Origin of the sequence: Hymenobacter cavernae, assembly GCF_014641455.1 — a bacterium.
GTDB lineage: Bacteria > Bacteroidota > Bacteroidia > Cytophagales > Hymenobacteraceae > Hymenobacter > Hymenobacter cavernae.
The window spans coordinates 702-14,374 of sequence record NZ_BMHT01000003.1 but is presented as its reverse complement, the minus strand read 5'-3'; the positions used below and the strand labels follow the sequence as shown (position 1 = coordinate 14,374).

Genomic DNA, 13,673 nt, shown 5'->3' with positions numbered 1-13,673 from the left:
GGATAATGGCCCAGACCTAGGTCGGTCGTAAGGGTACAGTGGCTCTTTGCCCTGTTTTAGCGGCTGCACACGCACGTGGGAGGCTCCAGCATGGGTCTCATAGTCAAGCGCGCATGATCGAAAACGCCGGGGGCCACATTGAGGTGCGCAGCCAACTCGATCAGGGCTCCATCTTTCTGGTGTACTTGCCGCAGCGCGAGTACGTACACCAGGAGCTGCCGTTTGGGGTCAACCTACTCACGCACCGGCTTGTGCAAGCAGGAAGCTACGAATTATCTGGTCCTGCAATAAACTGACCGTTTGCTCAACGAAAACGGTTAGTCTCTTTCGGGCTACGACGCTACCATCAGAGAAGAACTGTTCCACTCAACTTAACCCCGGTCAGCTTGACGAAACTGTCGGGGCGACAATCCCATCACCTTCGTAAACACCCGGGAGAAATAATACACATCTTCGAAACCTAGCTGAGCAGCTATTTCTTTGATGCGCAGGTTGCTGTAAGTGAGCTGCTGACAGGCCGCTTGCACCTTCAGGAAGTTGAAGAAGACGATGGGCGGACGTCCTACCTGCGCCCGAAACATCGCCGAGTAGTGTGAGGCTGATAGACCGGCCTGCGCGGCTAACTCCTGCACGCTGAAGCTACCGGCTAGGTGCTCGCGCATGAATTGAATGGATTGCGCAACGCTGCCCGCAGTAGTGGGCCGGGCAAACGGATCGGCGGCGGGTAGCAGTGTCAGTAGAAAATGCGTGAGGCGGGCGCTAGCCTGAACGACGCCAGCCAAGGTAGCGGAGAGGGTAAGCTGCAAAAAAATAGTTTCAAACAATTGAAAACGCTCCTCGGTAGGCAGAACAGTGGCCGGACAGGCAGGTGCATTGCCCTGTAGATAAGCGTACAAGTCAGTGGCCTGACTACCCGTGAAGTGTAACCAGTAAATAGTCCAGGGAGTAGTCTCATCAGCAGCGTACTTGTGGGGTACCTGTGCCGGCAGAATCACCCACTGATTGGTGTGCAGAGCGCACTTCGCCTCGTGGTTCAGCTGGTACCAACCGCTGCCCTGCACGCAGTAAAGCAGAATGTACTGGGTGCTACCCGAACGGCGGCTGCGCCTGTGTGCTTTAGCAACGGGGTAAAAGCCAATATCAGTAAGGTAGAGCCCTTGGCACAACGGATGATTAGCCGCTTCCTGTAGTAAGGGCACCGGTAAGCGGTAGCTACGCTGACCCTGAAATCCGTCTTTCATTGCCGTTAAAGGTAACGAGTTGTTCAGACAGCTGTATCGTCCATCTTTTCGTCGGAAAAGCTATTTCTATACGGGTATGCGGCGCTAATATTTGTCAACAGCGGGTGTTGGCGGCTGGCTGCGGTTTGTAGCGGCGAGCAGTGGCTGGCCTCCGCTTTTGTTCTTCAGCCGGGAGAGCAGGAAGTTCGCTTACCTGCTCTCCCGGCTGTTCCCATTCCCACCCGCACCCATGTCCTCCCACGTACCTGCGCCTGCTGCGGCGGCCGTTGCCTTTCATTCAACTTACATCGTCGGTATTGCCTTCATTGCTGCCCTAGGGGGCTATCTGTTTGGGTTCGATTTTGCCGTAATTTCCGGGGCTCTCCCCTTTTTGCGCCAGCAGTTTGCGCTCACGGCCTGGTGGGAAGGCTTTCTCACCGGCTCGCTGGCGCTGGGCTGCATGGCAGGCTGCTTGGTGGCGGGCCAGCTAGCCGACCGCTACGGCCGGCGGCCGGGCCTGCTACTGGCGGCGGGTATTTTTGCCGTGTCGTCGCTGGGAATGGCGCTTGCGCCGGGGCTCGGGCTGTTTGTGGTCGCGCGCTTCGCCGCTGGCTTAGGGGTGGGAATGGCTTCCATGCTGAGCCCGCTTTACATCGCCGAGATTTCGCCGGCCGGCGTGCGGGGCCGCAACGTGGCTATCAACCAATTAACCATCGTCATCGGCATTCTGGTGACGAACCTAGTCAATTACTTCCTGGCCGATCAAGGCCCTGGTGCTTGGCGCTGGATGTTTGGACTGGGAGCAGTGCCCGCGGTTTTGTTTCTGCTGGGCGTGTTGTGGCTGCCCGAAAGTCCACGCTGGCTGGCACAGGTAGGTCAGCTGGATCGGGCCCGAGTGGTGTTGCGCAAAATCGGTAACGAGGCTTTCGCGACGGCTACGTTGACAAGCCTAGCTTCCTCAACAACAGGCAAGGAAACACAGGCCCGGTTTCGGGAGGTGCTGGGCTCCGACGTGCGGCCGGCGGTGGTAGTAGGCGTGGCGCTGGCGGTATTTCAACAGTTTTGCGGCATCAACGTGGTGTTCAACTATACCTCCACCATCTTCGCCGCGGTGGGTGCCGACCTGAACCGGCAGCTGCTCGAAACCATCGGCATTGGCGTAGTCAACCTAGCTTTTACGCTGGTGGCCATGGTGCTGGTCGACCGGCTGGGGCGACGGCCGCTGTTGTTGTTTGGCGCGCTAGGGTTAGCCGTGCTGTACTTGGTACTGGCTTTTTTGCTTCAGACGCACGCCGCGTTAGGCCTGGTGTCGGCGGTCGTGCTGGCGGCTATCGGTACCTACGGGCTGTCGTTGGCTCCGGTGACCTGGGTAGTGATTTCCGAGATTTTTCCGACCCGCATCCGGGGCGTGGCCTCGTCGGTGGCTACGGTGGCCCTGTGGGGAGCTTACTTCGTACTGGTGTTCACGTTTCCCATTCTGGCTCAAGCCATTGGCACCTACGGACCCTTTTACCTGTACGCGGGCATTTGCCTGCTGGGCTTCTTCTTTGTGCGCGCCAGGGTAAAGGAAACCAAAGGCCAGACGCTGGAGCAGCTAGAAGACACCTTCGCCCGGCATTAGATTTTTCAGACAGCCAACAAGCTAGAGACGAACGACTATGCGCACTTCGGCGGTATCCGTGTGGCAAGAAACGGTGACTATTCCCACCTACGGCGTAGGTGAACCCGACAAAAACCCGATGTTCTTCGAGAAGCGGGTGTACCAGGGCAGCAGCGGCGCGGTGTACCCGCACCCGGTCATCGACAAGATCTACGACGAGAAGCAGGACCGCGACTATGCGGGCTTATTTCTGGAAAACAAGTATCTGAAGATCATGATCCTGCCGGAGCTAGGTGGGCGCGTGCAGATGGCCTACGACAAGCTCAAGCAACGTCACTTCGTGTACTACAACCAAGTGGTTAAGCCGGCGCTGGTGGGCCTCACAGGTCCCTGGATTTCGGGTGGCATCGAGTTCAACTGGCCGCAGCACCATCGCCCCAGCACGTTCGAGCCGGTTGATTTTCGGCTGGAAGAACACGCCGACGGCAGCGCCACGGTGTGGGTGAACGAGGTGGAGCGCATGTTTCGCACCAAAGGGCTGACGGGCTTCACGCTGCACCCGGACCGCGCCTACCTCGAAATAAAGGCGCAGCTCTATAATCGTACTTCGCTACCCCAGACGTTTTTGTGGTGGGCCAACCCGGCCGTACGCGTCAACGATGACTACCAGTCGGTTTTTCCGCCCGACGTCAATGCCGTGTTCGACCACGGTAAGCGCGACGTTTCCACGTTTCCCATTGCCACGGGCACCTACTATAAGGTCGATTACGCGCCGGGCACCGACATTTCGCGCTACAAGAATATCCCGGTGCCTACGTCCTACATGGCTATCAATTCGGACTACGATTTTGTGGGCGGCTACGAGCACGACACGCAGGCCGGGCTGCTGCACGTGGCCAACCACCACGTGTCGCCGGGCAAGAAGCAATGGACCTGGGGCCACGGCGACTTCGGCCGCGCCTGGGACCGAAATCTGACCGACGAAGACGGCCCCTACATCGAATTGATGACGGGCATGTTCACCGATAATCAGCCCGATTTCAGTTGGCTGATGCCCTACGAGGAGAAGTCGTTCACGCAGTATTTCCTGCCCTACCAGGCACTCGGCGTGGTGAAAAACGCCACCAAAGACGTGCTGGTGAACGTGGAAGCAGTTGATGACAACGCGGCCGACGTGAAAGTGTACGTGACTTCCGCCCAACCTCGCTGCCGGGTGCAGCTGCTGGTAGCGGGCCAGTCGGTACTCGATGAAACTCAGGACCTAGCTCCCGAGCAGGGTTTTGCCCAGCATGTGAGCCTGCCCCATGACACCACCGAGCAGGACTGGCTACTGCTGATTCAAGATGCTCAGGGCGGCGAATTGCTGCGCTACGCTCCCGCCGACAACCGGCAAAACGAGGTACCGCTACCCGCCAAGCCGGCCCTGGAACCGCAGGCAGTAGAAAACCCTGAGCAACTGTTTCTTACGGGACAGCACCTGGAGCAGTACCGCCATGCCACCTACAGCCCTGTACCCTACTACGAGGAGGCCCTGCGCCGCGACCCGCAGGATGCGCGCAACAACAACGCGTTGGGTGCTTGGTATTTGCGCCGGGGCCAATTTGCCAAGAGTGAGCCGTATTTCCGGCAGGCCATTGCGACTCTCACCCAGCGCAACCCAAATCCATACGACAGCGAGCCGTACTACAACCTAGGTCTGAGCTTGAAGCATCAAAACCGAGTGAATGAAGCGTACAACGCTTTTTTCAAAGCCACCTGGAGCAGCGCTTGGCAGGGCGCCGCTTACTTCGCCGTCGCGCAAATTGACCTAGTACGCGGGCAGTATAGCCTAGCCTTGGAGCACATCGGCTGGGCCTTAGACCGCAATGCCCGCAGCAGCAAGGCCTACGTAGTCAAGGCCGCGGCCCAGCGCTTGCTTGGCCGCCCTACCGAAGCCTTGACCACTTGCGCCGAAGCCCTGCGCCGTGACGGCTTCAACCTAGGTGCCTTGTTCGAACAGGCTCTCGCTTACCGTGCCCTCGACCAGCCAGCCGCCGCTGATGCCAGCCTAGCTCAGCTGCTGACCCTAGCTCGCGGTGACGCCCACAATTACCTCGAATATGCGCTTGACTACGGCGCCATGGGACGCTACGCCGAGGCCAGGGAATTGTTGACCCTAGCTTTGCACCATGCTGCTCCCGACCCTTTAGTAGCCTATCACCTAGCCTACTTCCGCCAGCAGGCGGGCGAACCGGCCCAGGCCCTAGCCTACGCGCAGCAGGGAGCTGCCACTCCCCTAGCCCCCTTCTTCCCCAACCGGCTCGAAGACATTGCGGCCTTGCAACTAGCTACCGACCTCAATCCAACTGACGCGCACGCGCCTTATTTGCTTGGCAACCTGTGGTACGACAAGCGGCAGTACGACGAGGCCATTACCGCCTGGGAGCTAGCCACGACCCGCGACCCCACCTTCCCGACGGCGCTGCGCAACCTAGGTATTGCCTACTTCAACAAGCGCCAAGAGCCCGAAAAAGCGTTGGAATGCTTTGAAAAAGCCTTTGCGCTAGCCCCCACCGATGCGCGCGTACTCATGGAGCTTGCCCAGCTTTACCGGCGCCTGAACTACTCGCCGGCCACGCAGCTAGCCCTACTGGAAGCGCACTTGCCGGTAGCAGAAATGCGCGACGACCTGTTCCTGGAACGCGCGGCCCTCTACAACCAGCTCGATCAGCCGGCCCAGGGCTACGCGCTGCTGATGGCCCGGCAGTTTCACCCCTGGGAAGGAGGTGAAGGCAAGGTAGCCGGCGAGTATCTGCGGAGCCTGACTGAACTGGCTAAGGCCGCGTTGCGCGCAAACCGACCCGCTGAAGCGGTAGCCCACCTCACGCAGGCGCTGGCACCTAGCTACCCGCACAACCTAGGCGAAGGCAAGTTGCCTGGTGCTCCTGAAAACGAAGTGCACTACTGGCTTGGCTGCGCCTACGAGGCCCTAAATCAACCTGCCGCAGCACGGGCGGCGTGGCAGCAAGCTACTGCTGGCAACAGCGAACCAACTGCCGCCCTCTTCTATAATGACCCGCAACCTGATCAGATCTTCTATCAGGGCCTAGCCTGGGCTAAACTGGGGGATGAGGAGCAAGCGCACGCCATTTTCACCCGGCTACTGCACTACGGCCAGCAGCACTTGCACGATGCGGTCAAGCTCGACTACTTTGCCGTATCGCTGCCCGATCTACTCATCTTCGAGGACGACCTCAGCCGCCGCAATGCCCTGCACTGTCGCTACCTCATGGGCCTGGGCTACCTAGGTTTAGCTCAATTGCCCCAAGCCGAAGCTGCTTTAGAAGGTGTGTTGCAGCAAGATAGCCGGCACACAGGCGCTCAAACGCACCTGAACTTGCTGCGGAGGCCGGTTTCTTCGCTTCTTTCTGCCTGATGCTATGCAACTACGCTCGCTGATACTTGCCTTCATAGCCTTGGTTGGTAGCACGGGGGCAAGCTACGCCCAAGTGCCCGCGGCGCCGCTGGTGGTGGATGCTACCACGCCCGCCCCGCCGCCCGAAACCGGCTACCTACGCCTAGGCACCGCTACGTCGCCGACCGGCCACACCCTGGGTGCGAACAGCCAATATTTAACCCGTGACGGCCAGCCTTGGCTGCCGGTCATGGGCGAGTTTCACTTCGCGCGCTTCCCTAAAGCCCGTTGGGAAGAACAACTACTCAAGATGAAAGCAGGCGGCGTGCAGATTGTGGCGTCTTACCTGTTCTGGATTTTTCACGAGGAAGAGCAGGGTAAATTCAACTTTCGCGGCGACCGGGATTTTCGCTATTTCGTGCAGCTCTGCGCCAAACATGGCTTGTACGTAGTGGCCCGCATCGGCCCCTGGAACCACGCCGAGCTGCGCAACGGCGGCTTCCCCGACTGGCTGGTAAAGCAACTACCAGCCAGCGCCTTACGCAGCAACGACCCCGCGTATCTTGCCGCCGTGCGCCCCTACTGGCACCAGCTCCGCCAACAAACCCAGGGCTTGCTGTGGAAAGAAGGCGGCCCTATTATCGGCATCCAGCTCGAAAACGAATACAACCGCGGCAAAGCGAGCCAAGGAGCCGTGCACATCGCCGAGCTCAAGAAAATGGCGTTGGCCGAGGGCTTCGACGTGCCCTTTTATACCGTAACGGGCTGGCAAGGCGCCCGCTACCCCGAGCAGGAGGTAATCCCCGTGTTCGGCGGCTACCCCGACGAGCCCTGGGGCCGCGGCCCGACCAAGATGCCGCCGGTAGAGGTCTACAACTTTCGCTTCAAAAGTCGGGAGGGCGGCAACCTAGGTATTCAGGGTGGCGAAACGGCCGTGCGCAACGCGCCTGCGCAGCTGGCGCATTATCCCTTTTTGGGGGCCGAGTTCGGCGGCGGCATTCCGGTTATGTACCGGCGCCGGCCCCTGCTCACGCCCCCCGATGTGGCTGCTATGCTGCCCGTGCAGCTCGGCTCAGGGGTGAATTTGTACGGCTACTACATGTTTCACGGCGGCCGTAACCCGCAGGGGAAACGCTCGTGGCTGCAAGAGTCGACCCGCACAGGTAGCTGGAACGATCTGCCCCGCATTGGCTACGACTTCCAGGCGCCGCTAGGTGAAACCGGAGCCGAAAGCCCGCTTTTTGCCCAGCTTAAGCTCGTGCATTATTTCCTCAACGACTTCGGCAACTTACTAGCGCCGATGGTGCCGCGGGCGCCCGCTGAGCAGCCCACCAGTGCCAGCGACCTGACGGTGCCGCGCTGGGCCGTGCGCACGCAAGGCACCAGCGGCTTTTTGTTTCTGAACAACTACGTGCGCAACTACCCAACGCCCGCCCGGCCAGCAACCCAATTTGAAGTGCGGCTGCCCGGCGAAACGCTCACTTTCCCACAAAACCCCATTACAGTACCGGCGGGCAGCTACTTCATCTGGCCCTTCAACTTAGAAATGGGCGGGGCTAAGTTGAAATACGCCACGGCCCAGTTGTTTACGAAGCTGCAAGTGGGTGCCGAGCCGTACTACGTCTTCTTCGCGCAGCCCGGCATCCCGGCTGAGCTGGTATTTGATGCCGCCAGCGTGCAAACCGTAAGCACCCCGACCGGCCCCGTTGCGGCGGCTGGTGGGCAGGTGCGAGTGATGAATATTCAGCCGGGCACCAACCTAGCTTGCACGGTGCAGCCCCGCACCGGACCAGCCGTGCGCGTGCTGGTGCTCAGCGAGGAGCAGGCCCGTCAGACGTGGAAAACGACCCTCTACGGCGCGGAGCATCTAGTACTAACGCCCCAGGAAATCTACTTCGACGGCAACCAGATTCAGCTGCAAGCCGAGGGCCAGCCTACCTTTCAATTTAGCGTATTTCCCGCCCTTGCCACGGCACCCAAGGGTAGTGTAGTGCTGCAAAAAGGCGCGCTTGAGGGCGTATTCCAGACCTACTCAGCGAGTGTGCCGAGCCGCACGGTCGGGGCCAAAGCAACACTGGTAAAGGCTGCTGGCACGGTGCCGCCCATCCGCTTCGGTGGTCCGGCCAAAGGCGCCGTGGAACCTAACGACACCACCTACGAGCAGGCGGCCCAGTGGCGGCTGGCGCTAGCCGGCACCAAGCTCAAGGGGCTGGACGACATCATCCTGCGCTTCACGTACGCCGGCGACGCTATCCGGCTCACGACTGGCGAAAGGCTGCTCAATGATGACTTTTACAATGGAGCCCCGTGGCGCGTCAGCTACCGCAATCTGGTAGCCGATAACCTAGGCAAGTCCTTGCGGGTGAGCATTCTGCCCCTGCGAAAGGATGCGCCCATTTACCTGGAAGACGGGCGCCGACCTAGCTTTTCAACCAACGATCAGGTGAGTGAATTACGCAGCGTAGAAGCCATTCCGCGCTACCGTCTCACGGTGCAAACCACCAAGTAGCTTTACTACCCTCCCACCCATGCGCCTACTTACCAAACTTAGTTTTTTCCTCTGGTTCAGCTTTTTAGCAGGACCGTTGTGGGCCGCCGACGCGCTGCCGCTGGCCGGTGAGTGGCGCTGCCGCCTCGACCCGCAGGACACAGGAATTACGGCCCACTGGTTTGCCACCACCCTGCCCCAAACCGTGCGCCTGCCTGGCTCCCTGGCCGAGAATGGCCTGGGCGACCCGGTATCGTTGCAGACGAAGTGGACGGCCACCATCTACGACAGCTCCTGGTTTTACAATCCGCGCCTGGCCAAGTACCGGCAGCCCGATAACTTCAAGATTCCCTTTTGGCTGACGCCTAACACGTACTACGTAGGACCGGCCTGGTACCAGAAAACAATTGAAGTGCCCGCCGCCTGGCGCGGCCGGCGGCTACTCCTGTACCTGGAGCGAGCCCACTACGCCACCCGCGTGTGGGTCGACAACGCCGAGGTAGGCCAGCAGGTGTCGCTGTTGGCCCCGCACCAATACGAGCTAACTGGCCTTTTGTCACCCGGCTCGCATACGCTCACAGTGCGCGTTGATAACCGCCTGGAAACCTTGAACGTAGGTCCCGACTCGCACAGCGTATCCGACCACATTCAAGGCAACTGGAACGGGCTGATTGGCCGCTTGGAGCTACAAGCAGGGCCGCCGGTCTTTTTGCAAAGCGTGCAGGTGTACCCCGACCTAGCCCACCACGCGGCGCGGGTCAAGCTTTTCGTCAAGAACACCACCGCCAAGTCGCTAACGGGCACCGTGCAGCTAGCCGCGCAAGCGTATAACACCACAACGGCGCACCAAGTAACTCCGATCCAGGCCGATTTCGTCGCCAAACCTGGCGAAAGCCTAGTGGAACTCACGTTGCCGATGGGCGAAGCGGCGCAATTGTGGGATGAATTTCATCCGGCCCTTTACCGGCTTACCGCCACGCTCCGGCCCAGAAAAGGCGCGGCCGATGAGCAGCAGGTTTCGTTCGGGATGCGCGAAATCAAGGCGGTGGGCAACCGCCTGGTAGTGAACGGCCGGCCCGTTTTTCTGCGCGGCGACCTGCACAACGGCGAGTTCCCCCTGACAGGCTACCCGGCCATGGACGTGCCCGCTTGGACGCGCGTGCTGACCGTACTGAAAAACTACGGCTTCAATCACATCCGCTTCCACTCTTGGTGCCCACCCGAGGCAGCCTTCACCGCAGCCGACCAGCTTGGCTTCTATCTTCAGCCGGAAGGACCTAGCTGGCCCAATCACGGCACCTCCCTCGGCGACGGCCGCCCTATCGACCAATTTATCTACGACGAAACCACGCGCATGGCGGCGGCCTACGGCAATCATGCTTCGTACTGCATGCTGTCGGCGGGCAACGAGCCGGCGGGACGCAACCAAGCCAAGTACCTAGCCGATTTCGTCAAGTTTTGGCAAACGCGCGATTCGCGGCGCGTCTATACGGGTGCGTCCGTGGCCATGAGTTGGCCCCTCGTGCCCGAAAACGAATACATGATTAAATCCGGGGCGCGCGGATTGCCCTGGGCGAAGGAACGGCCCAACAGCACCTTCGACTATCGCGCCGCCATTGAGAAGTTTCCGATGCCCTACGTGACGCACGAAATGGGCCAGTGGTGCGTGTTCCCCGATTTCAAGGAAATTGATCAGTACACGGGCGTCTATAAGGCCCGCAACCTGGAGCTGTTCCGCGAGGACCTGGCCGACCACGGCATGGCCGACCAAGCCGAAGCCTTTTTGCAGGCCTCGGGCAAATTGCAGCTGCTGTGCTACAAGAATGAAATCGAAGCGACCTTGCGCACCCCTGGCTTGGCGGGGTTTCAACTGCTAGGCTTGCAGGATTTTCCGGGCCAGGGCACCGCGCTGGTCGGCGTGCTTAACCCATTTTTCCGGGAGAAGGACTACGTGACGGCGGCGCAGTACCGGCGCTTCTGCCAGCCGACGGTGCCACTGGCCCGCTTGCCTAAGTTCGTGTTTACCAACGACGAAACGTTCGAGGCTGCCGCCGAACTTTACCACTACGGCCCCCAAGCCCTACCGCAAACTACCCTCACCTGGACCGTTAAAACGGCGAATGGCTCCCTGGTAGCCCAGGGTCAGTTTGCACCGACGGCCATACCCACAGGGACCAACACTCTCCTAAGTACCGTGCGTTTGCCGCTGGCCAGCATCACCAAAGCAACCCAACTGACGCTGGAAATTGCCGTGCCCGGTAGCGCCATTGCCAATGATTGGAACTTCTGGGTGTACCCCGCTCAGCTGCCGACGCTGCCTAAAAGCGAGGTGTACTACTGTACCCGCCTCGATGCGAAAGCGCAGCAAGTGCTGGCGAAGGGTGGCCGGGTGCTGCTCAATGCCGCTGGTCAGGTGGTGAAGGGCAAAGAGGTAGCCATGAGCTTCACGCCCGTGTTCTGGAACACGTCATGGTTTAAGATGCGCCCGCCGCATGTCACTGGCTTCGTGGCAGATCCGACGCACCCTGCCCTGGCAGACTTCCCCACGGAGGCGCACAGCGACTTGCAGTGGTGGGAAATCGTCAACCAGGCCCAGGTGATGCACTTGGAAGATTTTCCAGCGGGCTTCCGCCCCATTGTGCAGCCCATTGACACCTGGTTTTTGAACCGCCGCCTAGCCTTGATCCTAGAAGCTAGGGTTGGCCCCGGCCGCCTGCTCGTCTCTAGTGCCAACCTAGCTCCCGCGGACAACGCGCAGCGCCCGGCGGCCCGGCAGCTTTACTACAGCTTGCTGCGCTACGCGCAGTCGGCACGCTTCAACCCGGTAACTGCCGTTGACTTGAGCGTAGTAAAAGACTTGTTCGAAACGCCCTCGCGTGAGCAGTTCAGCACCTTCACCAAAGGCAGCCCCGACGAGCTAAAACCGCAACGCAAATAATACTCAAATGTACTTGGTAGCTTGGCACCCGAAAAGCGCCAAGTTTCTGCCGTGATGTAGTCTTAATACACTACCTAGGTATGAGTGCTCCCGGTGAAGTTCATCAGGGTGGAAGTTCCTACCGCAGGTGACACTTACGACGTATAGCTGCTTAAATAAGCTTGTAATATTACCGACAACCTCCTTCAGAATTATAAACCCTTACAGCCACCCAACAACATACTGCCGCGCATGAGAGTATTTCTCCTCTTGACAATCTTACTGCTGCGAAACGCCGTTTTGTCTGCACAATCGATTGAGTTAGTTAACCCCATCCTTACTGGCTTTTACCCAGACCCTAGCATTGTAAAGGTGGGGCCGGATTACTACCTGGTAAATTCCACGTTTTCCTACTTTCCCGGCATCCCCGTGATGCACAGCCGAGACCTCAAGAACTGGAAGCAGGTGGGCAACGTCATCAGCCGACCTTCGCAGATGAACTTTCTGGGCGACCGGATGACGCGCGGCTTATTCGCCCCCGCCATTGAGTATCACAATGGCACCTACTACGTCACCTGCACGCTCATCGACCACAAGGGTAATTTCGTGGTGACGGCTAAAAACCCCGCCGGCCCGTGGAGCGACCCGACTTTCTTGCCCGAGGTGCGCGGCATCGACCCCTCGCTGTACTTTGAAGGCAACAAGGCTTATGTCATCTACAACAGCGACCCGCCCGGCACCCCATTGTACGACGGGCACCGCTCCATCAAGATCATCGAGCTGAACCCGCAGACGCTGCAAACCGTGGGCGAAGCTAAAATTGTAGTGAACGGGGGAGTAGACCTGAGCAAAAAGCCGGTCTGGATTGAGGGCCCGCACCTGATGAAGCGGGGCGACTGGTACTACCTCTACGCGGCCGAGGGTGGCACGTCGGTGAACCACACGGAGGTGGTCTTCCGCAGCAAGGCACCCCTAGGTCCGTTTGTGCCCTACGAGAAAAACCCTATCCTCTCGCAGCGCGAACTGCCGAAGGACCGCAAAGACCCCATCACCTCGGCCGGCCACGCGCAGTTTGTGGAAGGCCCGGATGGCAAGACCTACGCCATTTTCCTGGCCGTGCGGCCTTACGAGGGCAACTACTACAATACGGGCCGCGAGACGTTTATCGTGCCCGTGGAGTGGAAGGACGAGTGGCCTGTAACAGTGCCTGGCCCTAACGGGGTGCAGTACGCCTACAAAGCCAACTTCCCCGAGGTGAAGCAGCCCGGCGCCCTGCCGCAGAGCGGCAACTTCAGCTACACGCTCACTTTTGAAAAGCAGCTGGACCCCGCGCTGCTGTTTTTGCGCACGGTCGATAGCACCAATTTCTCACTGAGCAAGGCCAAAGGTCTCACCCTGAAGCTGAAGCCGGAAACCTGTGCCGAGCTGGGCAACCCGGCCTTCATCGGCAAGCGCCAGCAGCACCTGTACGGCAGCGCCGAAACAGAGCTGACGTTCGCCCCGAAAGCGGCCAATGAAACGGCTGGCCTAGTGGTGTTCCAGGACGAGAAGCACTTCTACTACCTCTGCAAGTCGGTAGACAAGGGCAAGCCCGTCGTGCAGCTGTTCAAGAGCACGGCCGAGGCCAAGAACCCGGAGCTAGTAGCCAAAGCGCCTTTGAAAGCGGCAGCCGGCAAGGTGCAGCTGCGCATTAATGCTGACGGCGACACTTACAGCTTCCGCTTTTCGGAGGACGGCAAGACCTATACGTTGCTGAAAGACAAGGTGGATGCGCGTTTTCTGAGCACACAGGTAGCGGGTGGGTTTATCGGCTGCCTCTATGGGATGTACGGCACCTCGGCCGGGCAGTCGACCACCAACACAGCTGCCTTTAAGTGGCTGAAATACGAAGGCCACGACCCGATGTACAAAAAATAATACGCGGCCCGCTACGCTCCCACCCTCCCTTTATGCGCTTATTCCCACTCCTTTGCCTGCTGGCGCTGCCGCTCGTCGCAGCCCATGCGGCCCGGCCCATCCGTATCAGCAGCCCCGATGGGGCCGTGCTGGTGACG

General features: G+C 59.7%; 7 protein-coding genes. 6 read left to right on the top strand and 1 reads right to left on the bottom strand.

All coding sequences use genetic code 11. The annotated features are described in order from the left end of the window. The first annotated feature begins 113 nt into the window (after positions 1 to 113). Positions 114 to 296 carry a hypothetical protein gene (locus IEX74_RS08290; RefSeq protein WP_188813048.1) on the top strand — a complete coding sequence of 61 codons (183 nt, stop codon included), beginning with the start codon at positions 114 to 116 and terminating at the stop codon, positions 294 to 296. A 75-nt stretch (positions 297 to 371) separates the two neighbouring features. Here the strand turns inward: IEX74_RS08290 and IEX74_RS08285 are convergent, their stop codons facing one another. Next, positions 372 to 1,241, bottom strand: coding sequence for an AraC family transcriptional regulator (locus IEX74_RS08285; RefSeq protein ID WP_188813046.1), 870 nt, complete (start codon positions 1,239 to 1,241; stop codon positions 372 to 374). 229 nt (positions 1,242 to 1,470) lie between these two features. Between IEX74_RS08285 and IEX74_RS08280 the strand changes: the two genes are divergently transcribed. From IEX74_RS08280 to IEX74_RS08260, 5 genes are all read left to right on the top strand, one after another. Next, positions 1,471 to 2,841 carry a sugar porter family MFS transporter gene (locus IEX74_RS08280; protein WP_188813044.1) on the top strand — a complete coding sequence of 457 codons (1,371 nt, stop codon included), beginning with the start codon at positions 1,471 to 1,473 and terminating at the stop codon, positions 2,839 to 2,841. Between the two features lie 37 nt (positions 2,842 to 2,878). Then, a complete protein-coding gene (locus IEX74_RS08275) occupies positions 2,879 to 6,235 on the top strand; it encodes a DUF5107 domain-containing protein (protein ID WP_188813042.1) in 3,357 nt (1,118 codons plus the stop codon). 4 nt (positions 6,236 to 6,239) lie between these two features. Beyond that, positions 6,240 to 8,723, top strand: coding sequence for a beta-galactosidase (locus IEX74_RS08270; protein ID WP_188813039.1), 2,484 nt, complete (start codon positions 6,240 to 6,242; stop codon positions 8,721 to 8,723). 19 nt (positions 8,724 to 8,742) lie between these two features. Further along, positions 8,743 to 11,640: an exo-beta-1,4-galactosidase gene (locus IEX74_RS08265; protein WP_188813037.1), complete on the top strand. Its 2,898-nt coding sequence runs from the start codon at positions 8,743 to 8,745 to the stop codon at positions 11,638 to 11,640. Between the two features lie 231 nt (positions 11,641 to 11,871). Further along, positions 11,872 to 13,536 carry a glycoside hydrolase family 43 protein gene (locus tag IEX74_RS08260; RefSeq protein ID WP_188813035.1) on the top strand — a complete coding sequence of 555 codons (1,665 nt, stop codon included), beginning with the start codon at positions 11,872 to 11,874 and terminating at the stop codon, positions 13,534 to 13,536. Positions 13,537 to 13,673: the final 137 nt, after the last annotated feature.

Bases quoted from the DNA above. Each gene is read 5' to 3' on its own strand.
- IEX74_RS08290 (WP_188813048.1), top strand. From the start codon at position 114: ATGATCGAAAACGCCGGGGGCCACATTGAGGTGCGCAGCCAACTCGAT.
- IEX74_RS08285 (WP_188813046.1), bottom strand. From the start codon at position 1,241: ATGAAAGACGGATTTCAGGGTCAGCGTAGCTACCGCTTACCGGTGCCC.
- IEX74_RS08280 (WP_188813044.1), top strand. From the start codon at position 1,471: ATGTCCTCCCACGTACCTGCGCCTGCTGCGGCGGCCGTTGCCTTTCAT.
- IEX74_RS08275 (WP_188813042.1), top strand. From the start codon at position 2,879: ATGCGCACTTCGGCGGTATCCGTGTGGCAAGAAACGGTGACTATTCCC.
- IEX74_RS08270 (WP_188813039.1), top strand. From the start codon at position 6,240: ATGCAACTACGCTCGCTGATACTTGCCTTCATAGCCTTGGTTGGTAGC.
- IEX74_RS08265 (WP_188813037.1), top strand. From the start codon at position 8,743: ATGCGCCTACTTACCAAACTTAGTTTTTTCCTCTGGTTCAGCTTTTTA.
- IEX74_RS08260 (WP_188813035.1), top strand. From the start codon at position 11,872: ATGAGAGTATTTCTCCTCTTGACAATCTTACTGCTGCGAAACGCCGTT.